This is a genomic window from Pontiella desulfatans, assembly GCF_900890425.1.
GTDB classification, from domain to species: Bacteria; Verrucomicrobiota; Kiritimatiellia; order Kiritimatiellales; family Pontiellaceae; genus Pontiella; species Pontiella desulfatans.
The window spans coordinates 1461964-1486211 of sequence record NZ_CAAHFG010000001.1; the positions used below are offsets into that span (position 1 = coordinate 1461964).

General features: G+C 52.6%; 21 protein-coding genes. 6 read left to right on the forward strand and 15 right to left on the reverse strand.

Annotated features, from left to right (window positions below; all coding sequences use genetic code 11):
- Positions 1-25 precede the first annotated feature (25 nt).
- Positions 26-3463 (reverse strand): glycosyl hydrolase, encoded by a 3438-nt coding sequence (locus E9954_RS05485; protein ID WP_136078211.1) that lies wholly within the window; start codon positions 3461-3463, stop codon positions 26-28.
- Positions 3464-3637: 174 nt separating this feature from the next.
- Here E9954_RS05485 and E9954_RS05490 point away from each other — a divergent pair, with 174 nt between their 5' ends.
- The gene (locus E9954_RS05490; protein WP_136078212.1) at positions 3638-4075 is read left to right on the forward strand and encodes a hypothetical protein; all 438 of its coding nucleotides are present in this window, start codon (positions 3638-3640) and stop codon (positions 4073-4075) included.
- Positions 4076-4441: 366 nt separating this feature from the next.
- On the opposite strand, the gene E9954_RS32315 is transcribed toward E9954_RS05490, so the two are convergent.
- Positions 4442-4600, reverse strand: a complete 159-nt coding sequence (locus tag E9954_RS32315; protein ID WP_168441998.1) for a hypothetical protein — start codon at positions 4598-4600, stop codon at positions 4442-4444.
- 287 nt (positions 4601-4887) lie between these two features.
- Here E9954_RS32315 and E9954_RS05495 point away from each other — a divergent pair, with 287 nt between their 5' ends.
- The gene (locus E9954_RS05495; protein WP_136078213.1) at positions 4888-5076 is read left to right on the forward strand and encodes a hypothetical protein; all 189 of its coding nucleotides are present in this window, start codon (positions 4888-4890) and stop codon (positions 5074-5076) included.
- Positions 5077-5576: 500 nt separating this feature from the next.
- Here E9954_RS05495 and E9954_RS05500 read toward each other — a convergent pair whose 3' ends face one another.
- Together E9954_RS05500 and E9954_RS32955 are read right to left on the reverse strand one after the other, a co-directional pair.
- Positions 5577-6266, reverse strand: a complete 690-nt coding sequence (locus tag E9954_RS05500; protein WP_246046696.1) for an integron integrase — start codon at positions 6264-6266, stop codon at positions 5577-5579.
- Positions 6218-6565, reverse strand: coding sequence for a phage integrase N-terminal SAM-like domain-containing protein (locus E9954_RS32955; protein WP_222847070.1), 348 nt, complete (start codon positions 6563-6565; stop codon positions 6218-6220). The genes E9954_RS05500 and E9954_RS32955 overlap by 49 nt, the downstream gene beginning before the upstream one ends.
- A gap of 153 nt (positions 6566-6718) precedes the next feature.
- Between E9954_RS32955 and E9954_RS05505 the strand changes: the two genes are divergently transcribed.
- Positions 6719-7009: a hypothetical protein gene (locus E9954_RS05505; protein WP_168441999.1), complete on the forward strand. Its 291-nt coding sequence runs from the start codon at positions 6719-6721 to the stop codon at positions 7007-7009.
- Positions 7010-7337: 328 nt separating this feature from the next.
- Here E9954_RS05505 and E9954_RS05510 read toward each other — a convergent pair whose 3' ends face one another.
- The 3 genes from E9954_RS05510 to E9954_RS05520 all read right to left on the reverse strand — a co-directional run bounded on the left by E9954_RS05510 (position 7338) and on the right by E9954_RS05520 (position 10055).
- Positions 7338-8261, reverse strand: a complete 924-nt coding sequence (locus tag E9954_RS05510) for an IS3 family transposase (RefSeq protein ID WP_168442000.1) — start codon at positions 8259-8261, stop codon at positions 7338-7340.
- On the reverse strand, positions 8258-8524 hold the full coding sequence (locus E9954_RS05515) for a transposase (RefSeq protein WP_136078216.1): 267 nt from the start codon (positions 8522-8524) through the stop codon (positions 8258-8260). The genes E9954_RS05510 and E9954_RS05515 overlap by 4 nt, the downstream gene beginning before the upstream one ends.
- 410 nt (positions 8525-8934) lie before the next feature.
- Positions 8935-10055 (reverse strand): IS3 family transposase gene (locus E9954_RS05520; protein WP_407947718.1). Its coding sequence is split into 2 segments (ribosomal slippage): positions 8935-9789 and positions 9792-10055, totalling 1119 coding nucleotides; the frame shifts between segments, so codons are not numbered across the junction.
- Between the two features lie 215 nt (positions 10056-10270).
- On the opposite strand from E9954_RS05520, the gene E9954_RS05525 reads away from it, so the two are divergent.
- A complete protein-coding gene (locus E9954_RS05525) occupies positions 10271-10513 on the forward strand; it encodes a hypothetical protein (RefSeq protein ID WP_136078217.1) in 243 nt (80 codons plus the stop codon).
- 161 nt (positions 10514-10674) lie between these two features.
- Here the strand turns inward: E9954_RS05525 and E9954_RS05530 are convergent.
- Positions 10675-11795, reverse strand: a protein-coding gene (locus tag E9954_RS05530; protein ID WP_407947718.1) for an IS3 family transposase whose coding sequence is annotated in 2 segments (ribosomal slippage) — positions 10675-11529 and positions 11532-11795 — 1119 coding nt in all. Because the reading frame shifts where the segments join, the coding sequence is not laid out codon by codon here.
- A gap of 21 nt (positions 11796-11816) precedes the next feature.
- Between E9954_RS05530 and E9954_RS05535 the strand changes: the two genes are divergently transcribed.
- Both E9954_RS05535 and E9954_RS32865 read left to right on the forward strand, forming a co-directional pair.
- The gene (locus E9954_RS05535) at positions 11817-12233 is read left to right on the forward strand and encodes a hypothetical protein (protein WP_136078218.1); all 417 of its coding nucleotides are present in this window, start codon (positions 11817-11819) and stop codon (positions 12231-12233) included.
- A 106-nt stretch (positions 12234-12339) separates the two neighbouring features.
- A complete protein-coding gene (locus tag E9954_RS32865) occupies positions 12340-12813 on the forward strand; it encodes a transposase (protein ID WP_187357947.1) in 474 nt (157 codons plus the stop codon).
- Positions 12814-12930: 117 nt separating this feature from the next.
- Here the strand turns inward: E9954_RS32865 and E9954_RS05545 are convergent, their stop codons facing one another.
- The 7 genes from E9954_RS05545 to E9954_RS05575 all read right to left on the reverse strand — a co-directional run bounded on the left by E9954_RS05545 (position 12931) and on the right by E9954_RS05575 (position 24209).
- A complete protein-coding gene (locus E9954_RS05545; RefSeq protein ID WP_136078219.1) occupies positions 12931-13872 on the reverse strand; it encodes an aldo/keto reductase in 942 nt (313 codons plus the stop codon).
- Positions 13869-15458, reverse strand: a complete 1590-nt coding sequence (locus E9954_RS05550) for a sulfatase family protein (protein WP_136078220.1) — start codon at positions 15456-15458, stop codon at positions 13869-13871. The genes E9954_RS05545 and E9954_RS05550 overlap by 4 nt, the downstream gene beginning before the upstream one ends.
- Before the next feature lie 16 nt (positions 15459-15474).
- The gene (locus E9954_RS05555) at positions 15475-18327 is read right to left on the reverse strand and encodes a sulfatase-like hydrolase/transferase (RefSeq protein ID WP_136078221.1); all 2853 of its coding nucleotides are present in this window, start codon (positions 18325-18327) and stop codon (positions 15475-15477) included.
- 71 nt (positions 18328-18398) lie between these two features.
- Positions 18399-19205 carry a PEP-CTERM sorting domain-containing protein gene (locus E9954_RS05560; RefSeq protein WP_136078222.1) on the reverse strand — a complete coding sequence of 269 codons (807 nt, stop codon included), beginning with the start codon at positions 19203-19205 and terminating at the stop codon, positions 18399-18401.
- A gap of 94 nt (positions 19206-19299) precedes the next feature.
- On the reverse strand, positions 19300-21912 hold the full coding sequence (locus E9954_RS05565) for a hypothetical protein (RefSeq protein ID WP_136078223.1): 2613 nt from the start codon (positions 21910-21912) through the stop codon (positions 19300-19302).
- A gap of 356 nt (positions 21913-22268) precedes the next feature.
- The gene (locus E9954_RS05570) at positions 22269-22949 is read right to left on the reverse strand and encodes a hypothetical protein (RefSeq protein ID WP_136078224.1); all 681 of its coding nucleotides are present in this window, start codon (positions 22947-22949) and stop codon (positions 22269-22271) included.
- Between the two features lie 108 nt (positions 22950-23057).
- A complete protein-coding gene (locus tag E9954_RS05575; RefSeq protein ID WP_136078225.1) occupies positions 23058-24209 on the reverse strand; it encodes a PEP-CTERM sorting domain-containing protein in 1152 nt (383 codons plus the stop codon).
- Positions 24210-24248: the final 39 nt, after the last annotated feature.

Genomic DNA, 24248 nt, shown 5'->3' on the forward strand with positions numbered 1-24248 from the left:
CAGATGGGTTGTGAACCTAAGTTGGTTAAAGCTCAACGGCGATTCCCCGATGCAGGAAGACGGGGCCGGTGAGTCCTGCCGGTATCGGTGTTTCGTCTTTCTTCGGGCCACTGATTACCCAGCTCTTGCGTGAATCCGGTTTTTGTTGGGCATCATAGATCAGCCGGTTGAACCAGGTGTTGGTGACTTTGATTTCGATCCGGTTTTTCCCGGTTTTCAACTGCTGCGTAATATCCGCCCGGTACGGAGGTGCCCAGACGAAGGCGGCGGAGGTTCCGTTCACCACAACCTCGGCCATGTTGTCGACGCGCCCCAGATCGAGCAGGTAACGCTGGTTCGGTTGTTTTGCATCGAGGTTGAAAAAGGTTTGGTAGGTGGCCGTTCCGGAAAAGGCTTTGGCTTCCTCATCGTCCAGCTCCGACCACGGCATGACCGAATCCAACTTAACGTCAGTGTTGGCAACCCACTCCGGCGGAAAAGCGAGCGTCCAGCCGTTGTTCAGTGGAGCAGTTTGTGCACCTTTGATTCCCACGGTCTGGATGCTCCCGGCGTATGCGGTGAGTTGATAGGTTCCGTTTTGCCAGGCCGTTTGGGTGGTGGGGTCGAGCGCGGGCAGCGGACGGGGTTCAATCCAGGGCATACGGCGCTGTTCAGGTGTCAGCCCGAAGATCGGGAACGGTGTGCTTTGATCCTGACGGTTTAGATCGGTGGCATCGATGACCGTCTTTCCATCGCGCTCGATTTTTACATAAGTGGGCTGGCTTGCTTCCCCTTCAAAGGTAATGAAGGCCGCGCCGGTTGCCGGGAGATTCATGGGGACAACGGTGTGCGTTTCGGTGATGGAATAGACGGGCAGTGCGGTTTTGGTGCCTGTTGCCGGATCCCACAGAAACGGTTGGCCTTTCGCGCGGAACTGCAGGTTTGCGACCAAGGGGTCAAACCGGCTGGCAGCAATGAAGTAGATCTCTTGCTTGTCGGTTCTGCGGTGGCACCAGGTGGCGCCTGTGGTTCCGATCAGATCCGGCTGGATGCCGAGTGCCTGTAAATGATCCACCAGATCACCGCCCCAGAGCAGTCGGCCTTTTCCGATTCGTTTATCGCCTGATTCAGCAGGGGTTTCTCCCCAGAGTTTTGCGACCAAGCGTTTGAACAGTTCGTCGGCCTTGGATCCACCGGAGAGCGATGCATTCAGGTCGGGCGCGGAACCAATGACGGTGGATCCTTGTTCGATCAGGGATTTCAGTCGGGCGAGCGTTTCCGGTTTCAGGCGTCGGCATTGTTCCTCGGCCAGCCAGATGAGACGCCATTGGGTACCGTTTGAAATCTGTAGGTTTCCGTCTTTTGCCTGAAGGCTGTTCACCAGCACATCGTGGTTGAGATAGTCGAACTTGTATCCATTCGGGAAGGGCGAATGCTGAACGGGTTTGTGATCCAGGTCGTCGCCGAGATACCAGAGCACATCCGACACCGGAAGCCCGCTCTGCAACAGGACATGGCAGCGGGCAATGTAGTCGGTAAACTCCGGCATATGTTTCCACCAGGTTTGTCCACGAATAAACGGGGTACCGATGGTGCCGCCGAACGTGGTGCCCGGGGCGCGGTCGAACGGGTTGTGGGTGAAGGTGTGGAAAACCACATGGTTGATCCCCTGCGCAAAATGGAGGTTGGCCAGATGCTTTATCGTGTAAAAATGCTCGTCCCAGTTGGTGTGCGCCTTACCGCCGGCCAGGGTGAACGACTCGGCGGCGATCAACGGTTTTCCGTAGATGTGGGCCGAAGAAACCATCGGCGCGGTGGGCTTGGTTTCAAATCCTCCCCAGTGCGGATCGTTCGGCGTCCAGGCCTCGCACATGGGAATGTCGGCCTTGCTGGAAAACTGAAGGATGTCGCCCGGAGAGACATCGCCGATGGCGGTTTCGAAGGAGAGGGTCAGTCCGCGCTCCCGGCCAAGCTCGGCCATGCGGCCGAAATAGTGGTCGACCAATAGATCGTTGATCGTGTCGCGCCAATCACGTAGGAAGCGTTCGGAAGTCGGCACATCATTAATCACCCAGCCGGAGAGGGCGGGCAGCATCGTGCGGAGCGGATAGCCCAGGCGGGTTTCAAACTCTTCTTCCATCTCCGGAGTCCAGGTCTGGGTGTAGCATTCCCAACTGTCGATCAGCATACCCTGCAGACGTCCATTGTCAGCAGGGCCGCCAGGCTGGCTGAGGCGCCCAATGTAACCGGAAAAATGGGTGTCCGCACCGCGCTTTGAAAGTTTGTTGCACTCAAAGCCGGTGGCTTCCGGCGGAGCGGGTTTGTTTTTAACACCGGTATTCACATGGCCGTATCGCACAATGGTCCAGTTTCCCTTCGGTGCTTTCCAGTTCAGCGAACCGTCGCTCTCCATTTTATCTGAGAGATCGATAATGTCGTCCACCTGAATATGGCTGGCAGGATTCTGGTTTGGCGGTTCAGTGCGTTCCAGGCTACGCAGCACATAGCCGGCCTGTCCCCGCCAGTCGTTCAGTCGGGCACCGTTGTAAAGCCGCAGGTAGGTCAGTTCGAGCGGATGATTGTTTTCAAAAATGATGCGGAAGCGGTTCGATTTAAAGTCCGGGAACGCCAGATGGATGCCATGTTCCGGCAGACGATCCTGCCAGTTGCCGCGCGGAATCACACGCGAGCCAATATCTTTCCATCCGTTGGAACCATGACCCTGCAGGCGGATGACGGTGTCCGAATCAAAACTCCGCCGCTTCATCAGCTGCTCGGTCGGGGGAACCTCGATGGTGCGCAGTACGGTCGGTTCCGCAAAGGTCAGCTCAAGCCAGGTACGGTCTTTCTTGGTTACCGGAAGTTGAATTTTCGGGTTCCCGTCTTTGGAAAAAAGGCTGTTCCAATCCGCATTTTTCAGATTGCTTTTTATGCTGACGGGGATCATTGGCTCGGCTACGTCGTTGGCGGGGGTGGGGAAGGCCAGAACGGCGACGTCCTGATAGTTTCGCCACTCTTCATCACTCGGCATGGGAACGGGCAGGGTTACTGGTTGCTCTCCCTGAAAATCGGTTCGGCTCCAGATAAGATGGCGCATGGCATCCTCCGGCTGAATCCATGGTCCGCCCGACATCGCCCAGCCGGGGCAATTCTGCATGGTGAACTTAAGATCCAGCCGATCGGCTTCATCGGCAACATGGCCAATAAGACTGTCCCACTGCGGGCTGAGGGTTTGTATCTGCGGTTCCACGCCCGGCCAGGCGCCTCCTCGGCCGTGAAAAAGATGGAAGCCTTTAAACCCGGCGCCTTTGACCGCTTCGAGGTCGGTGGTCAGGAATTCCTTATTCACGTTGCCGCCGATAAGGTGGAACCAGGTTTCCGGCCGGATTGCTGAAGGCGGATTTTTGAAGTCGGTTTCATCCGTGGATGCCTGCACCACGCTGGCTGCTGCGCACAAAAATAATAATTTTACATTCACTGTCATTAATCCCTGTTTCGACTGCCCTGAAGCCTGATCTCTAAAGTGTTGGCAGAATAATCAGTACATACTTACGGAAATGGTCGGAAACCTCAAATTAACCCTTGTTCAAATCGTTGAATATTTTCCAGTGCTTCAAGCGGTCGGTTGGCAAATGATGAAATACTAGGACTGACACGAATGGTGAGCCTCTTTATGGAGGGCGAGGTTCCACCCGAGCCGCCCGCCGCACCGGATCGTTATTCGCCACAAACCTCCTTCGCCAAGGCTACGGCGGTCAAGTATCGCGCAGGGAAACGCAAGGACGGGGCGGAAATAAATTCTGGAGTGCGCCGGGAACTGAAAGGCCACGCCGCTTTAAAAACCGGTGCGGATGGTATTTCTACAGGACAATTGAACGACAAGACTATTTCGGTGCGGGTGGATTTTTTAAACCGCTGCGTCCGCACCGGAAATAGTCCTGTCGTTAATCGTCTTGTGAAAAAAACGGGTTGGAGGGCGAGGTTCCATCCGAGCCGTTCGTGGAGGGGCGGAAAGAAATTATGGAGTACGGCAGGAACGGAAAGGCCACGCCGCTTTAAAAACCGGTGCGGACGGTTTTGTTGGCCACACAATTGAGAAGCAATTGCGCGCAGAAAGCACAAAGACCACAGCCAGGCTCTTTATCCCTATAAACTTAACTAGAATGGTCTCACCACAGAGGACACGAAGGCACAGAGGAGCGGGAATGTTCAATTGCTCTGCGTCTCGGTGACCTCTGTGGTAAAAAACAAACCTGTTTAATTGGGTATGATTCACACCAAAGCGGCTTCGCAGCAGAAAAAATGACAGAACAATTAGGACAGAATGATTTCCTTTATGCCGTAACCATGAATTATTTTGTCCTAATTATTCTGTCAAAAAAATTGCACGATTTGCTTAACCGCGAATGAACACCAATGAACACGAATTTCCGCTGCGTCCGCACCGGAAATAGTCCTGTCGTTAATCGTCTTGTGAAAAAAACGGGTTGGAGGGCGAGGTTCCATCCGAGCCGCCCGTGGAGGGGCGGACGCTGTCCGCCCAGGCGCACGGCGTGCGCCCCTCCAGCAAGGCATCGCAGGCGTTGGGATGGCCACACAATTGAGAAGCAATTGCGCGCATAGAACAAAGACCACAGCCAGGCTCTTTATCCCTATAAACTTAACTTGAATGGTCTCACCACAGAGGACACGAAGGCACAGAGGAGCGGGAATGTTCAATTGCTCTGTGTCTCGGTGACCTCTGTGGTAAAAAAATCTGTTTAATTGGGTATGATTCACACCAAAGCGGCTTTGCAGCAGAAAAAATGACAGAACAATTAGGACAGAATGATTTCCTTTATGCCGTAACCATGAATCATTTTGTCCTAATTATTCTGTCAAAAAAATGCACGATTTGCTTAACCGCGAATGAACACGAATTCCCTCTGCGCCCGCACCGGAAATAGTCCTGTCGTTAATCGTCTTGTGAAAAAAATCGGGTTGGAGGGCGAGGTTCCATCCGAGCCGCCCGTGGAGGGGCGGACGCTGTCCGCCCAGGCGCACGGCGTGCGCCCCTCCAGCAAGGCATCGCAGGCGATGGGATGGCCACACAATTGAGAAGCAATTGCGCGCATAGAACAACGACCACAGCCAGGCTCTTTATCCCTATGAACTTAACTTGAATGGTCTCACCACAGAGGACACGAAGGCACAGAGGAGCGGGAATGTTCAATTGCTCTGTGTCTCGGTGACCTCTGTGGTAAAAAAACAAACCTGTTTAATTGGGTATGATTCACACCAAAGCGGCTTCGCAGTAGAAAAAATGACAGAACAATTGGGACAGAATGATTTCCTTTATGCCGTAACCATGAATTATTTTGTCCTAATTATTCTGTCAAAAAAAATGCACGATTTGCTTAACCGCGAATGAACACCAATGAACACGAATTTCCCCTGCGCCCGCACCGGAAATAGTCCTGTTATAAATCGTCCTGTAAAATCTCTCTTTGTCCGCACCGAGAATCATTTTGCCAAAATCCTGCCCAGCCCGGCCATGAGCAGGCAAGAAAGCCCGCTCCACATTTGGAGGGCGAGGTTCCATCCGAGCCGGTGCGGGCCTACAGCAAATCCAGCGGGCTCTTCACGGCATGGAGGTCGTGTTCCATGACATGGGTGTAGATTTCGGTGGTCTTGACGTGCTTGTGGCCCATCATTTCCTGCACCATGCGAATGGTCGTGCCGTTTTCCAGCAGGTGGGTGGCGAAGCTGTGGCGCAGCGTATGAACCGTTGCCCGCTTGCGGATGCCCGCTTTGCCCACCGCCTCCTTCACGGCTTTTTGGAACCCGGACTCCAGCACGTGGTGCCGCATCTCTTTCCCGGATCGCGGATCGATCGACCGCTTCTTTGCCGGAAAGACATACTGCCAGCCCGTTTCCCGGCAGGCGTTCCGGTATTTGCGCGCCAGTGCCTCGGGAACATGCACCTCCCCGAACCCCTCGCGCAGATCTTTTTGGTGCAATTCGACCACCCGCTCCACATGGTTGGCCAGCACGGCGCGAACAACCTCGGGCAGCGGAACCGTCCGGTCCTTGCTCCCTTTCCCTCCGCGCACGAAAAGATTGCCCTGGCCGAAGTCGATGTCCTGCACCCGCAGCCGGATGCACTCCATCAACCGCAGGCCGCAGCCATACGTGAGCTGGGCCATCAGCTGGTGCGTCCCCTGCATCCGCGCTAGCACCTGTGCAACCTCCGCCTTCGTCAGGACCGTCGGCGGCTTGCGATGCCGCTTGCTGCGCACCGGGGCCATCGCCCCGAGATCAAGGTCGAGCACATCGCGGTAGAGAAAGAGATGGCGTTGAGCGCCTGCCGCTGGGTCGAGGCCGCAACGCCCTGTTTTTCGGCCAGATGGCTCAGGTAGCGCTCCACTTCCGGCGCGCCCATCGCGGAGGGATGCCGGCTCATGCCGTAGAACGCCAGGAAACGCTTGATCCAGTCGCAATACGTTTGCTCCGTCCGGTAGGCATAGTGGTAATAGCGCATCGTTTCGCGCACTTGATCCATTAGTTTATGGTTTTTGTCGGGTTTAAACTTCTTCTTGTCTTCCATAAAAACCTCACTAATATATTCATATCTGGAGTGGATCGTAAGATTAGGTCATCTATGGATTATTGGCCAGCGATTTTTCCGGTTTTAACATAAAATAGCGTCATACATGGAGAATCCGTCCAGCCCATAGGGTACGTAGGTGGAATATTTTCCATGGACGCAACTGTTGGCAAAGGAAAAATCATGAACAAGCCAGACACAATTTTACCCACAAAAGAAGAACTCGAGTCAAAATCTCGATCTCTTGCAAATGAAATTATCACAATCCCTTTATATGATTCTGCAAAGCGAACCGCCTGCATACTGAAACATATCACCGGAATGCGTGATGAAATCGCAAGGCGTATTTGCGATGCAGGAACTAAAGACAAAGAAAACTCCGAAGCAGAACCTGAAGATGTGGATATGGACATTGTAAGTAGAGTTATTGCAGAAAGCTTATAAAAAAAAATTGCCAACCAGAGCCTTGACCTTACCGTGAAAACGCCCGTCGATTCGGTCAAAGTTTATGTGCACGGCAGGTCAGGCTGAACGTTCGAAAGCAAAAATATGATTAAACCATTCATAGCATTGTTCCCGATAATTATGCTGGCGGGCTGTAGCATAACCCGGCCTTATGATGATCTTTGGTTTCGTCATTATGGTGTAAGGGAAGATAACCTCTATGTTTTAGTTGAACGGTCACGTGGCAAATTAACCCATGAATTGGGCCCCGATCCCAGAGACAGATACGACTGCTGGCTTGGGTCCCAAAACTGGTCCACCCGTTGTGTTAGCCCGGCACCAGGTTATAGGTTAAATATCTATCCAGTATAGTGGCGTTGTCAAGGCGGGGTCGGAGGGAGGCCGGAGGCCGACCGCAGAGCACGCCTTGGGTGACCATCGCAAAGCCTTTCGGTGTTTCAAGTTTCAAGCTCCTGTGCGGACGAACATGGTTGTATTCGATTCGCCAGTCTTCGATGACGACCCTTGCTTCCGACAGCGTCCATAGCTGTTCCCGTTCAAGGCATTCTTCCCTCAGCCTGCTATGGAAGCTTTCAATGAATCCATTCTGCCATGGACTGCCTGGATCAATGTAGAGCGTCCTGATGCCGGCACAGCGCAGCCACTGCTGCAACGACTGCTCGATGAACTCCGAACCGTTGTCGCTTCGGATATACTCAGGAGCACCATGCAGCTCGATTGGGCGGAACACCTGGTTAAGGACATCTTTGGCCTGGATGCGCCGGGCAACATGGATCAGGTGGCATTCCCGGGTATGCTCATCCACCACGGTCAGCATTTTAAGCCGTCCGCCACGGACCGTACGGTCATGAATAAAGTCCCAGGTCCATACGTGGCCCCGGTGATCCGCCTTCGTCGGCAGGCCTGTAGAAAGGCCCTGCCTGCGCCGTTTAGGCTTTCGCTTTGGTACCCGCAGGTCCAGCTCACGTCGAATCCGTTGAACCATCCGCTTACCCACCTTCCAACCGTCCTCCTGCAGCAGTTTGGTAATCTTCGGATAGCCCCAGCGACGATGCTTCAATGAATAGCGTTTCACGGCAGCCCGCAGGTGCTTCGTCCATGCATCCGGCTCCTTGGCTTGGTACCGGAAGGTGGATCGGTGGATCTTGAAATAGCGACAGGCCTGACGCCCGGAACAGCGGCCCTGGGTCACAAAGCCCAGAGCCACCTGTCGTTTATGCCCCGGACTCAAAGCTTTTTTTCGATCGCCTCCTGCAGGATCTCCATGCCCAGCACCTGATCGGCTACAATCTTCTTCAGTCGCCGGTTCTCCGCTTCGAGCTCCTTGAGCCGCTTGGCCTGCTTCACTTCCAGCAGCCCGAGTTCCTTCTTCCAGCGGTAAAACGTCTGCTCAGAGATGTTATACTCATCACACACCTGCAGGACGGTCAGCTCCCCATCCGCTTTGCGCAGGATACGGACCTTCTCTTCTATGCTTCTTCTCTTGCCCTTCATCTTGTCTGGCTCCTTGGGTTGAGGCGCCCAGACTAACGCATTACGTGGGCCAGTTTTCGTGGACACTGCCAGAATATCAAATGCGTCTTGAACAGTTAGAAAAGCAAGAGGCAGAAGCCAGTAAAACCGCCGAAAAAGAAACAATCGGTCATAAGAAATCTCAGCTTACGGAAACACTCGATACGCTTGTCGCAAGCAGTAAGCAATGGGTTGAGGTAATTCGATTAGTGCGCCTACCCCCAATCTTAAACCACGGATCGGTGAACTTAAGGTGGAACCTGCGGTTCCCTGTTCCGTGTTCTGGCGGCCAACGAGCCGCCCTTCCATGATGCCGTCGCGGAGCGGAGCCCGTCCCCGAAGGGGCGGCCCGGAGGGCCGAGGGCGGAGCGCAGCGACGGCATCACTTGCGATCATGTTCTGACTGCTCCTTCCATGAATACCTCGGCGGGGGTGCGTTTGTCCAGAGCGCTGTGCTTCCTCTCGTGGTTGTAATATTTAAAATAGCTGTCAAGGCCCCGATGCAACGCATGCCCGTCGGCATAGCATGCGGGATAGATTTTCTCATACTTCACCGACCACCACAGTCGTTCGATGAATACGTTGTCCAACGCCCGGCCTCGCCCGTCCATGCTGATGGTGATGTTCTCGTTTAACAGGACACCGGTGAAGGCGTTCGAGGTGAACTGGCTTCCTTGGTCGGTGTTGAATATCTCCGGATTCCCCTGCGTCAGCGCACGCTCCAGCGCATCAACGCAGAACGTGCTCTCCATGGTGCTTGAGAGCTCCCAGGCGAGCACATAGCGGCTGTACCAGTCGATTACGGCGGTCAGGTACATGTATCCATGCCGCATCGGGATGTAGGTGATGTCCGTACTCCAAACCTGGTTCACCCGTTCGATGTCCACATTGCGCAGCAAATAAGGGTAGATCTTGTGCCTCGGGGCGGGCTTGCTCGTGTGCGGACCGGGCGTGATGGCCTGAATCCCCATCAGCTGCATGAGGCGGGCGACCCGCTTGTGATTGACATCATAGTCTTGATCACGCAACCAGTCCGTCATGCGTGGATAGCCGAACTCCGGATGCCGGAGATACTGCTCGTCGATCAAACGCATCAGAAGCAGGTTCTCCGGCGTTTCCGGGGCGGGGTCGTAGTAGAAGCCCGATCTGGGGACGCCTGCGAGCCTACACTGCCGCCGAACCGAATAATCGGTGCCGGGCTCCACCCAGCTGCGGCGCGTTGAAAGCGGCAGGCTCATAGCTTTTTTTCGAGCCACTTCACGTCCATCTTCAGACGCCCGATCTCTTCGTAAAGTGGAGCCGTAAGCTCTTCTTCCGTTTGAGCCTGCTTCTTTTTCCCCGATGCAAAAAGATCCGGCGCATTCGAAAGCAACTGCTTCTTCCAATCCGAAATCTGGTTCGGATGGACCTGATATTCCGATGCCAGCTCCGCCAATGTCTTCACGCCCTTGATGGCCTCAATCGCCACCTTGGCCTTGAACTTGTCCGTGAATGTTCTTCGTTTTCTTCCCATTTCCATGCGTCCTTTTGTACCATGTTGAGGACGCAGGTTCCACTTAAGCCGGTGGTCCGAAAATCGGGGTTAAGCGCATAGTTAGCAAGTTTATGACATAAAAACCTAACAAGCACATGGACTTTACGGTGAAAACGCCAGTCGATTAAGTGAAGTTTATGAGCACCGAAAGTCACGTGTAACGTTCGATATCTGCAAAAAGAAGGACACCTAAAATGAATGTGAAATTATTGAGCACATGCTTATGCGGGACGTTAATTCTCTTATTTACTTCTGGTTGGGAAGAGAGTCCAGAACAAGTATGTCATCAAGACGAGCTAATAGGTCGAACTCAAAATATTGTTTTAGCAACAGTAATATCAGCGGTATCTCTTCCTGAGAACGGTGAGGTTTTATACCAATTTAAAACTGAAGAGGTCATTAAAGGAAACGCCTATTGCGCCTTCCCCCAATCTTAAACCACGGATCGGTGAACTTAAGGTGGAACCTGCGGTTCCCTGTTCCGTGTTCTGGCGGCCAACGAGCCGCCCTTCCATGATGCCGTCGCGGAGCGGAGCCCGTCCCCGAAGGGGCGGCCCGGAGGGCCGAGGGCGGAGCGCAGCGACGGCATCACTTGCGATCATGTTCTGACTGCTCCTTCCATGAATACCTCGGCGGGGGTGCGTTTGTCCAGAGCGCTGTGCTTCCTCTCGTGGTTGTAATATTTAAAATAGCTGTCAAGGCCCCGATGCAACGCATGCCCGTCGGCATAGCATGCGGGATAGATTTTCTCATACTTCACCGACCACCACAGTCGTTCGATGAATACGTTGTCCAACGCCCGGCCTCGCCCGTCCATGCTGATGGTGATGTTCTCGTTTAACAGGACACCGGTGAAGGCGTTCGAGGTGAACTGGCTTCCTTGGTCGGTGTTGAATATCTCCGGATTCCCCTGCGTCAGCGCACGCTCCAGCGCATCAACGCAGAACGTGCTCTCCATGGTGCTTGAGAGCTCCCAGGCGAGCACATAGCGGCTGTACCAGTCGATTACGGCGGTCAGGTACATGTATCCATGCCGCATCGGGATGTAGGTGATGTCCGTACTCCAAACCTGGTTCACCCGTTCGATGTCCACATTGCGCAGCAAATAAGGGTAGATCTTGTGCCTCGGGGCGGGCTTGCTCGTGTGCGGACCGGGCGTGATGGCCTGAATCCCCATCAGCTGCATGAGGCGGGCGACCCGCTTGTGATTGACATCATAGTCTTGATCACGCAACCAGTCCGTCATGCGTGGATAGCCGAACTCCGGATGCCGGAGATACTGCTCGTCGATCAAACGCATCAGAAGCAGGTTCTCCGGCGTTTCCGGGGCGGGGTCGTAGTAGAAGCCCGATCTGGGGACGCCTGCGAGCCTACACTGCCGCCGAACCGAATAATCGGTGCCGGGCTCCACCCAGCTGCGGCGCGTTGAAAGCGGCAGGCTCATAGCTTTTTTTCGAGCCACTTCACGTCCATCTTCAGACGCCCGATCTCTTCGTAAAGTGGAGCCGTAAGCTCTTCTTCCGTTTGAGCCTGCTTCTTTTTCCCCGATGCAAAAAGATCCGGCGCATTCGAAAGCAACTGCTTCTTCCAATCCGAAATCTGGTTCGGATGGACCTGATATTCCGATGCCAGCTCCGCCAATGTCTTCACGCCCTTGATGGCCTCAATCGCCACCTTGGCCTTGAACTTGTCCGTGAATGTTCTTCGTTTTCTTCCCATTTCCATGCGTCCTTTTGTACCATGTTGAGGACGCAGGTTCCACTTAAGCCGGTGGTCCGAAAATCGGGGTTAAGCGCATATGGCAGAGATTATTTTTCGATCAAAGGTATCCCGACATTATACGAACACAATCTAAAATCATTTAACTTCCACTCAGACCCATTATTTTGGGAACAAAACCAAGCACGCTTATATGTAGACGAAGGTCGGAGAATTCAACCTTCATTCTGCACAGGGTGTAACTATCTTATTTTTCTTGGCCATCCATATCATGTAAGAAGTTTTGAACGTATTATTGATACAAAAAACGACAAGTGGCTGGTCTATGTTAAGAAAAAAGCAGAAGAGCAAAAACAAAAATCGAACCAACGGGTTGACCCTACTGTGAAAACGCCCGTTGAGTCAGGCAACGAACAAGGCACAGCGGGTCACCCGTAAAAGGGGTCAGTCCGCACATTGCGTCATTAAGATAATTGACTGCCTGATTCCAGCGGCGTAGTTTCCGTCTATGCCGAGAGCAGTCAGACATGAGTATGAGGGTGCGGTGTATCATGTGATGTGCCGCGGGAATAACGGGCAGTCGATTTTTGAATCGGTTCACCAAGATGGTTATTCCAATGCGCCGCCGGTTGCCGTTGAAGAAGGAAGTGGCCAGCGGCTGTTTCTTTCTACTTTGCAAGAGGTTTGCGAGCAGGCGGGCTGGATTGTTCATGCCTATGTGCTGATGTCGAACCATTATCATCTCCTGCTGGAAACACCCGTTCTGTCAAAAGTTTTCGGCCATATTGGCCATATCATGCCCAAAACCAATGGGTTGCGACAAAATCGCCGCTCTCCCCCCTTTTGGGTGTCTTTTGGGGGAGTTGTCCATAGGCGTCGGCTCGGCGAGAATGGGCGTAAGTCACTCGTCGGAGGCGAGTTGGCGACTGTGGTCAACTCCCTCCGCAACCTCTTCATTGCATTCCTTTTACGCTCAGTTTTCATAAAATTTTTGACAGAACCATTTATCTGTGCTTAATAAGGGAAGCTGATAATTAATGACATGCTGTTTTTACTGTAACCGCTTTCAGATTTCAAGTTTTTTTGGACGATTCATGGGATCCTCCGGGGGATCGGCCGGTGCATTTGAATCAAATTACCAAGGGAGCAGGTTGGTTCCGTTGTTTGTGTGTTCGTTCCAGAAGGTTTCAAGGCGACTGCGCTCGCTCATCGTGAGCTGACTGCCGGATGCTCCCATATTTGTTTCCAGCTGTCGGATTGAACGGGCGCCCGGAATTACACATCCGACCTCTGGATAGGAAAGCAGGTAGGCCAGGGCTTTTTGAGGCAGCGGGGTGCCGTCTTCTGTCAGCCAGGCCAGTTGGTCAATCAATTCCGCGCGCTGTCGGATTTGTTCGGGTGTCCAGCGGTCGCGCACGCCGGTGAAGGTGCTCTGTGCATTGTATTTACCCGATAGCCATCCGCTGTCGAGCGGCACCTTGGTCAGGATGCCGACATCTTTTTCGCGAACCAGGTCGAACGTCCGGCGCGCATCCTGATGCAGGATGTTGAACAACACTTCGAGCACCTGGGCATCCGAGGTTTCCAGACATTGGAAAATTTCGTCCGACCAGTCCAGGCTGGCGCCGTAGAAGCGGATTTTTCCCTGGTCGCGCGCTTTGCGCACGGCATCCCAGATGGGGTGCGAGCCGTCGCGGAATTCGGGGTGGGGGCTGTGCAGCATGAAGACATCGAGATAGTCGGTCTGAAGCCGTTCGAGCGAATCGTGCAGGCTCTGCCACATCCACTCCTCGGAATAATCGGTTCCGCCGCCGGGAACATGGCCGAATTTGCTGACGAGCACGACTTCGTCACGACGGCCTTTCAGTGCTTCGCCCAACAGTCGCTCGGAATGCGTGTCGGTATAGTTCGGGGCGGTATCGAACAGGTTGCAGCCCAGGTCCAGTGCGCAATGCACAAGCGCATGAGCTTCCTTGTCCTCTATGGTGCCCCAGAATTCACTCGAGCCCAGCTGCCAGGTTCCGTAGCCGACTTCGGATACTTCGAGTCCGGTTTTTCCTAACCTTCGTTTTTTCATCGGTGGAGTTTTCCTGTGTGGATGTAGGGGGCTTCGAAGGCGGAGTCGGGCACTGCGTTTTCTTTGCGCTGCGCTGCGAGTTTCTTTTTCATGCGCTCGACAACGGTGCTGTATTCCGGGTTGTTGTGCAGGCTCTTTACTTCGTTCGGGTCGTTCTGGATGTCGAACAGTTCGCAGGTGTCGTCGGTGTAGTAGTGAATCAGTTTGTAGCGGCTGTCGCGCACGCCGTCGTGACGCGGAACGTTGTGTTCGCCATTGGTGTAGTAGTGGTAATAGATTGTCTGGCGCCAATGACTATTTTGGCCTTCGGCCAGAAGAGGGAGAAGAGATTGGCCCTGCATTTCTGGGGGGGCTTCAAGTCCGGCGGCAGAGAGCAGGGTGGGGGCGTAGTCAATGTTCTGTACCAGCTCGCTGACTTCGGTGCCGGGTTTGATTTTTCCGGGCCAGCGGACGACGAGCGGCATGCGCAGGGACTCTTCATACATCCAGCGTTTGTCGGCCATGCCGTGTTCGCCGATGTAGTAGGACTGGTCGGAGGAATAGATGACGATGGTGTCGTTTTCGAGATCGTTGTCTTCGAGCCACTGAAGCAGGCGGCCGACGTTCTGGTCGACGGCCGCGACGCAGCGCAGGTAGCTCTTCAGCATGGTCTGGTATTTGAAGCGCTGGAGCCGAACCGGATCCTGGGACGCTTTGCTATGCATGAAGTCGTAGTAGGCCTGAACCTGTTCGTCGTAGGCTTTGTGCCAGGCTTCGACCTGTTCGGGCGTCATGCGCTTGAGCGCTTTTTTATGTTCGTTGTCCTGCGGGTAGTCGGTGCCTTTGGGCGGGATCATCGCCAGCTTGGCGGTATCGAGTCCCATCCAGTGTTTAGAAAGATAGGGCTGACGGTTTTTATAGTTGTCGAGCAGGGTTTCCGGTTCCGGCAAATCCTGATCCTTATACATTTCCGCATTGCGGATGGGCGGCAGCTGCGGGACGTGCGGCGATTTAAACTGGCACATCAGCAGGAAAGGTTTTTCCTGATCGCGGTTTTCCAGCCATTGAATGGACCGATCAGTAATCACATCGGTGGAATAGCCCATGAGCGTTTCAGGACCGTTAATCGTGTTAAAATTCGGGTTGAAATAATCGCCCTGTCCTCCGGATGAGGCCAGCACCATCCAGTAATCAAATTCATCTACAGGATCCGGCTTCAGGTGCCACTTTCCGATCAGGGCTGTCTGGTAGCCGGCCTGTTCTTTGAGCAGGCGCGGGAAGATTGTTTGGCTGCCGTCCCATTTGGCACCGTTATAGGTGACGCCGTTGAGATGGCTGTGTTTGCCGGTGAGGACGGTGGCGCGGCTGGGCTGACAGATGGAGTTGGCACAAAAACTTTCGCGGAAGATGGCACCTTCCTGAGCCAACCGGTCAATGTTCGGGGTGGGGTTGAGCGGGGCCATGCGGCCGTTGTATGCACCGATGGCCTGTGTGGAGTGGTCGTCGGAAAAGATGAAGAGAATATTGGGTGGTTGCTGGATCGGTTTAGCCCCAGCCAAAGCGGATGAGACCGTGAGTGCGGCTGTAAGTATATATGCGAGTTTCATAATGCTGTATCCTTGTCTATTGAAAAACCAACCTGAAGAAATTATGTCTGTCCGAGGGCGAGACGTCCATCCTGTACGATTCTTCTTCGTAATCAGGATCTTCAGTTGAATGCGGGCCATCGAAAAGAATGGCGTTGGCTTGATTCCATGCTCCGGTCAAAGTGTTATTTTGTTCTATGTTGTATAGCGGTGCGGGGATGTTGTTTTCTCCTGAGGGCGCTACCCGTTTTCTGTAGGTGACTTCAACCCGGTTCGATGGCGAGAGCGGTTTAAAGTTCCAGGAAAGACCGTTGGTATGAACCGAAGGTGAATCGACAGGAAGACCCAGAAGATATTCTTCCAGATTAGAGATGCCATCGTTATCCATGTCGGTGCCGGGGAAGGCCGATTCCACCCATTCAGCCACATTGGTTGCTTCGTATATGACATGATATTCCGGAAGTCGAATGTCCATATGATAGGTGGTATTTGAACTCCAGCGGGACGCATCGGTGATCAGGTCAAATTCAGCCAGCGTATTGGTGTAGTGGGTGTACAACCGTTCGACGACTGCCGGATGTTCTGGATAGAGATCCGTGGTTTCGCTGATGTCATCAATAATTCGATAGAGGCCGGGCGGGGTGGATTCGTTCCGGTCATGATCAACCAGTTTCCATTCATTGTCGCGCGCCACCCAGCGATCATTATGCCACCAGAGAACAATATCATTCGGCGGGGTTGCTGTTTGTCCGGTAATAGCGGGAATGAGGTTGTTACCATCCATAATATCTTCCGGAGCGAAGCTTCCTCCTGCGAGATTGACGGCGGTAGGCAACAGGTCGAGTCCGGAGACCGTGAAGTCATAACTGAGACCTTCCGGCAGTTGATCTTTCCATTGCATGCAGAAGGGGACGCGGATTCCGCCATCCCAGAGGTCGCCTTTCACGCCGCGCAGCGGCGTATTATAAGACTCGTTTCCACCTCCTGCGCCCGTGCCGCCGTTATCGCTGAAGAAAATAATCATTGTATCTTCCTCGATGTTGTTGGTTCGGACGGCATCAAGAATGTTTCCAACCGCCAGGTCCATAGAATAAACCATGCTGATCAGTTTTTCCCGGATCGTCAGGGCGGCAGCATTTTTACCGAACAGAATCTGTGAGTGTTCATCCGATGCGGTCATTGGGCCGTGCGGTGCATTGAATGGTACATAGAGATAGAATGGTTCATGTGCATGTCGGTTAATGAACGAGACGGCCTCGCGTCCGAAGGCGTCGGTGATATATTCGTCTTCCCGGTCGACCGGAAACATGCCGCGCATGATACGGCGGTTCAGGTTTTCGTTGGTGTTGTCTTCGGGGTAGTAGCTGGTTGCCCCATTGTTAAACCCGAAAAATTCATCGAATCCGCGGTGTGGCGGAAAATGATCGCGGGAATCGCCTCCATGCCATTTCCCGATCATACCCGTGGCGTAGCCCAGATCCTGCATGCGATGACCGAAACAGGTCATATCGGTTGGAATGCCATCCTGCATAATTTCACCGGTAGCCGGATCTTCCATATGCCAGGTGGCGGGGGTGTCGTGCAGGGCAAAGCGGTTCTGGTACTGCCCGGTCATCAGCCCGCCGCGGGAGGGGGAGCAGACGGGGCCGCAGGCATAGCCTGCGGTGAAGGTCACGCCGTTGGCGGCAATAGTGTCAATATTGGGGGTGATAATATCTGATGCGCCCAGTGGCTGAAATCCGCAGTCGGCATAACCGAGGTCATCGGCAAACAGGATAATGATGTTGGGCTTTGCGACGGGAGGGGCAGTATTGATTTCCCGCACCCAGATAAAGCCTTGTGTGTATAGGGGGGCGGTGAACCATTCAAGTCCAGGAGCGAGGGAGGGGAGGGTTAGTGTGTGGAATTGGCCGGAAATAGCTCCGTTGATGTTTCCGTCAAACAGGTCGAATGCATCACCCGCTTCCAAAGGATCACTATCGTTCAGCAGGGTAATATTGAGGACGCCATCACAAATGATCGATCCATCGGTTTTAATTTTGTCAGCCGACCGGATCGTTCCTGATTTAGCAATCTCGAGGGACGTGGTGGACGATGTGCCGAAGGCGATGTCAGCTAGATCCATATCGAGGATGCTGCCGATGGTTCCATCGCTGAGATCTGCCCCTTCTGCGGGATCGAAGGACGGGGGCGTGTAGACGGTCGCTGCGGTGTAGCCGATGGTGGCACTTTCCATCGTGAACCAGGCGGCTGTATCGACGGTATTCGGTGTAATGACATCGAGTTTCCATTCAATGGAAATGCCGGTGATGGTTTCGTAAGTGATACCACCATCGACAAATGGATCTGTGTCCCATGTGATTGTGTTCCATGCGGCGATAACCGCATCTTCCATTGCGGATCCGCTGGTGGCCTCCGTATTGAAAATATTTGTTAAGCCGCTGGTGGCTGTGTAGTTCGTATCCGTTGTCATCAGCGTGATCTCATACCCCATTTGGTAATTCTGATCATCTGTCGCAATATTGATGAAGCTGGCTACACCGGCAAATGCAATATCGGCGACATTAAAGTTGGGGGAGATAGCGGTTAATTTTGTGGTGGATGGGTTATAGTCCGAATCCTCCGTGACAGCTGTGTCATCCAGCAGGTTGATCGGTGCTGTAAATGAAAGAGTTGATGTGGGAGCCGTTGCTCCGGAGCTTGTTTTGTATTGCACAGCGCCGCCGTTTTTTCCGGCATTATAGTAAATCATCTCTTCACCGGTGGTAGGCAGGTTGCCATCCGGAGGCGATGTGAAAGAGGGATCATCCAGCAGGTTGTTTACCTGGATTCCGCCGGCATAGAGTCCAGTTGCTACAACTAGTGTTGTTATCAGAATTAACTTGTTCACATTCCAGCCTTTTAGGATGAGCAAAAAGGCCGCTGAACGGGCTTTTTACAACTTTATGAAGGATTGTTAATCTACATCATGAAGCGGCGGCGTACAAATAGAAGCGTGCCGCCCATTGCTGCAATCAATCCGAGTGTGGCCGGTTCAGGGATTACACTAACACCATCGACAACATAGTTATCAAAGGAACTATTGAAATTTGACGTGTTGTTCTTGTTGACCAAACCGGTCACCTTGAACTCCACACTTTGATCTGTAGCAAGTGCTCCCAGCGAAGAAAGGTCAAAGCTGACGTTCTGATCAATCACGGATGTGGTTGATGCCGTCAATCCCCAGCCGGTTGCGCGGGTAGTTGTTCCCACGTTGTACATATCAAGCGTACTGCCCGTTGTGCCTGTGGGATTCGTGACGGTCTGGACTTCTCCGATGCTATTGGTCGCTCCGCCAATAATTGCATAAAGGCCAATGGAATCCATTACACTTGCACCGTCGGAATAGACGGAAACATCAAGACTAAGTGTTGCCCCGGAAAAGTTCAGGTACTCACCTGCTGTTAGAGGATTCAACGTGAATTTAACGCCGGATTCAGTTGCAGCCATAGAGACCGTGTCGCTGTCATTGAAGGAACGCTGATTGATGTAGTAGGCAATTCCGCCTACGCCATCGGAACGCTCGGCTAGTTGCTGGACTTGGGGATTGGTTCCTGGAGCGGGATTCGCAAGTTCAAAGCTCATAGGCGTAGCACCAATTGCTCCTCCGCTAACTGATGCACTAAAATCGTTGTTGTTAAAGTCATATGTAATGACTGCTCCAAACGTTGATAGTGCCATGGCAGTACTCGCTGTCACTAAGACCGCTAATGCATATATCTTCATCATATATTTTTTCTTTTATTTGCATGGAACCGCTTACAACAGGCTCCTTATAAAACCCCGACCGGTAAAGGCCGGGGCTGTTCTTTTTGATTGGAAATTAGTTTTCTTTGATGAAGAGCTGGATAAACTTGGCTCCAAGGTCAGTCGCGGTGCTGTTGGTTACCGCTTCGAAACCATCCAGCTCCGGTCCAATGCCCTCAATGATGGTATCGTTATTGGTCCACGCTGCGTCAAACACCAGGTCTGTACTCGTTGCTAATGAGTAATCAATGCCGCTGTTGGCAGCCGTACGACGCGGGTAGATGTAGATGAAGGTCGATCCGTCATTAGAAGCGCCCATTTCAACCTGGCCGCGATTGGCTGCGTTGGTTGGATCGCCATTAAGACCATATTCATACAGATTGTTTATACCGTCCATATCCGGATCTGCTTCATCGGCTGCATCATCGCCTTCCAGTCCATATTTGCCGGTCCACAGGTTGAATGAGGACTCGACCTGAATACCATAATTAATGGTGATGTTATCAAAGCTTACACGGGATGCCGGAAGGCCTTCGGTGACGCCCGGGATGTCGCGTGCCGCGATTTCCAGGAACCAGCTATCATCTCCCAGACCTCCTACATTAGCTAGCGATAGAGGGGAGAGGGCGGACAACGTGTCAGAAGGTGTAACACGAGCTGATCCAGTCATTGTGATGTTCGTGCTGCCGTCCATGAAATCGGTAATTTCAACAGCGGTCGCATCGGTTACGTTCAGGCCGCCAAATACGACGGTTGAGATATCTTCAGTGGATGATATTGAAACCTGAAGTTTCAAGACTTCATCATCATCCGTTAAAGTGGTCAGCCCCGAATCGTGGCGAAAATCACTTTTACCGGCAGGACCGCCTTTCAAGCCTTGAATGGCTGTTCCGTATAAGCCGACGGTGTAGTTGTTAATCTGGGTATCCGGGAAGTCTCCGACACTGAGCGTCAGGGTAACTATGGTATTCCCATTCGTTATAGATCCGGCAGTGGAAACCTGATCAGCCAGGAAGTCGGCATTCAAAAAATCCGTAAAATTGACACTTTTGTACGAAACGCCCGGTTCGCCCACGGAGATCGAGCCGTCTACGGAAAGATCATCGGTATAGAACTCGGCTCCTTCGGGAAGATTATTGGTTGGAAGTTCTACGAAAGAGAAGGCTCCGGTATACGAACCGGCGCTGAACAGTTTAAATGAATCACCGATTTTAAAGATGTTGGTATTTACAGCGAGTACAATCAGATCTCCACCATAGGTGATTGTTCCATCACCAATCGCCAGCTGATCCCCGGCGGCCGTGGTTGGGTTCAGACTGAAGTTATGTGTGCCGCTACCCAGTTCAAGGTTGCCGATACTATTTGCATTTGCGGTGAAAGAGGCCACGTTGCTGATGCCACCAACCGTAAGATCATTGATGATGAGTGTGGCTTCAGCACTGTTAAGTAAGATTTCTCCGTTACCGTTCAGATTGCCGAGAACTTTATCTGATGCTGTCGCATTGAAAATCTGGCTTCCATTGGCCGTGACGGTCAGTTCTGAAAAATCCGTTTCGTTGCCGTTAAAGGCGATGGCGCCATTGTCGAGGACGTTTATTTTTGTTCCTGCTTCAACACCTGAATCGAGCTGGAAGTTAAGGCGGCCAATATTCTGCATGGTGAAATCACCGCCGAGGTTGATATCTTTCAGGTCAATCCATCTTGCCGGTTTTGAAAGGGCCGTTCGTAATTCATTGGTAATGGTAATAATCTGCAGATTATTGCTGATGCCGTAAAATTGAAGCGCCGCATCACCATTCCATTCCAGTTCGTCAACGACCACGTTTAGATTGGTGGCAGGATAAACGGCACGTGCGGTCGCTGTTCCTTCCAGGATGACGTCAGAGCCGTCGATCCAGTTGGTCCATGCACTCTGGTTTGCAAACGGACCTACGCCCCAGCTCGGGGATGTGGTATCCCAGGTTACAGGGGAGTTAACATAGGATTCTTCGGCCACATCTCCGGTTCCAAGTCGAATTGTTCCTGTGTAGTTACTGACAAAATTTTGGCTGAGCTCGTAGTCAAAGCTGATCTGTCCCAGCGCGGTAACACCATCTGTGGACGTGTGAAGGACTGCATAATTCAGAGACCAGCTGTTTGTGGTAGCTAGGGTTAAATCATTGAGTCCAGCACCTGTAATATCTGCTACGCCATAGTTGCCCTTTGGTGAATTATCGGGAGCTTTGATGACCAATTCGTTATCGCTGTTGTCGAATAGTGTGCGATCATCTTGTCCCGCAGTATTTCCTTCGTAGCGGATATTTAGATTATTGAATGCAAGGCTGTCGAGCAGGTCCGCTCCAGAGGAAATAGAAATGGTGAACTTGGCAAAGTCACCGGCACGAACACGTTCGTCTCCTACTCCGACTCCTGCGCCATTCGGAAATATATTTACGTTTGTTTGTGTAGAGGATGAGATGATGGCTGAGTCATTGGTGAAATTATACCCTGCAACATTCAGTGCAAAGCTGACGCCATCCTGGGTTTTTGTGAATGTAATACTGCCGTCATCCTCATCTGTTTTGTCTAACGAGTTCCAGTTCTTTGATTCATCGCTTGATGGAAATCCAAAGTCAATCTGGGCGGCTTCAGCAGCTGAAATCCCTAAGGATATTAGGGCGGCTAGTAATAAGGGTGTTCTTTTCATCATTTTTCCTCCTGAAATGCTTTTAAAGGCATGGCATCACCATGATGCAGCAAGAGCCTCCTTCAAGCTTCAATATGCTTTCTAATGTAACCGCGTACATTTGTCAAGTTTGTTTGATGTGAAATGATTTCGGGTGTGTAATGGTCATTCCTTCAGCGTCTTATGGGTTTTTGAAGTTGCTGGGGTATGTTGTGTTATCTTTGTGAATAAATGCGCTTGTAATGTAAGCGATTTGCCGGGGTGAAAATGTGTTTTTGTATATAAATGGGATGGCACTTTCTCAGGGGATCTTTTTAGTTCTGAAGAGCATCATGCACAACGGTTTCGACGGGGGTAATCGGAACGATGATGCAAACACGTTATGGTCCGGCAAAAAGCATTCCGAGTGTACCTTGTATCGAATCGGTTGAGATGATTGCGTGCAGGGTAGGGTTGTCAATGACGACAAAAAATGTGGTTCCGGAGTCATTTCCGGAAATGTGATGCATCACCATTTTGTATTCTATACTGATGATGTCTGAGAGTTTAACGCCGCCTTGTGCATCAAGATCTCCGAGGTATACCCCGTTTTGCCAGGTTGGATTTTTTATACAGACGGTATTGTTCTTAATTTTATGAGGCTGAAATGATTCTGATTTGAGCTGATAGGTTCCCTGTTTAGTGATGATGTCAATGGCGACAAAATATTCAAGTTTGAGGCCGGCCCCTGCGCGTCCTGCTGTCTTACTGAAAAAGCTTGATTGCTCTTCACTGAAGCTGAATCCCTTAAGGATGGTGTTGTCTGCGTCGTAATTGGGAAGGCTGCTCAGGTCGGTGCAGATTCCTTTGGCTACATGCCAGGTGTCATTAGGGGCACCGTCTTTCGCATCAAAAACAATGTTATCCGGCCCGTTGTCACGCCATTCGCCATTCAGGCTCCATACATCACGGTTGATGGTGCCGGAAAATTCGCCTGCCTGGATAATGTTGTTGGTAAAGAAATAGGCATGTGCTGAAAAAGCGAAAACGGAAAAGATCGTGATCAGTGCTGATTTTTTCATGAAGAATTCTCCGGTTTTAAAGAGTGAAAATCAGAGGCTGTGTGGGTAAGCGCTTACATTTGAGGCGAAAAAATATCCCCCGACAGGTTGGTCGGGGTGTTGTCTGAATTAGATCATGAAACGACGGCGAATAAAGAGCAGCCCCGAGCCGAAGGCTCCGATAAGCCCGATGGTTGCGGGTTCCGGAATCACGGTAATGGTTCCTGTGCCTCCGGCCGCAAGATCGGAGGTGTCCCACGAAAGCCCGCTGTGGAGTTGCGGCATCGATATACTGTCGAAGCTGCCGAGCAGGGTATTGGAAAACAGGTCGAAAGTATCCCCCACCATCAGCGCATCGCTACCTGCAGTCAGGCTCACGGTCAGATCGCCGCCCAGCGTAAGGGCGCGCGATTCCCAGTCGACGGTGAACTGATCCTGCTCAATCTGGGCGCCGTTCTTGCTGATATCCATGCTGGTGGATGCTCCGGAAACGAAAGCCGCGGCGATCCCCCAGCCGAAATTAATCGAATCGGTGGCGTTGCCATTGCCCATGTCGGCGCCCATGTTGTTTATCGTCAGGCTGTTGAGCCCGTTGGCGTTTCCATCGCGAATGATTGTTCCGCTTCCGCCCAGGGTGCCCATGTTTATATATTGTTCGCCGGCGGCATCGTCAATATTGTCGTCGAAGCGCAACTGGCCGCCCTCCATCCTGACATTGGAACTCGTGCCGAGCGTGCCGAGCCCCCTGACGATGAGGTTGCCTTGGCTAAGGGTGGCCGTTCCATTGATCTTGTTCCCGCCGTCGGCCAGAATCAGCCATTGGCTGCCGGTTTTGGTGAAGTCGCCTGAGGTGGCGAAATCCCAGTAGAAGCTATTGGCCTTCTCGGTGTTTATGACTGCTCCGGAGGAGAGGTTCAGTTGCAACTGCCCGCCGCCGGGTTTTTGCATGCGGTTGATGGAGGCGGTGCTGCCGGAGGTCTGGTAGGTGCGGATGCCGCCGACACTGACGCTTCCATAGTTTTGCCAGTTGAAGAGGATGCCGCCCGTTCCTTCTAATCCAAAATGAAGAACGTCGCCACTGGACACGGCACTGATGATTCCGCCGCCACCACCGGTTGAATCCGTGTTCCAGGTGACCGCGGTTGGGTCGACCGTTAAGGCGCCTCCACTGTTGTTGACGCCGAACCCCGGCGTGGAACCGTTGTAGTCTAGATAAAGGTCTGCCCCAAACGACAAAGCCGGTAGCGCGGCCGCCAGCAATCCTGCAATTGTTTTTTTCATGGTTTTCCCCTCGTTGATGGAACGTGCCCGGCCGTGGGC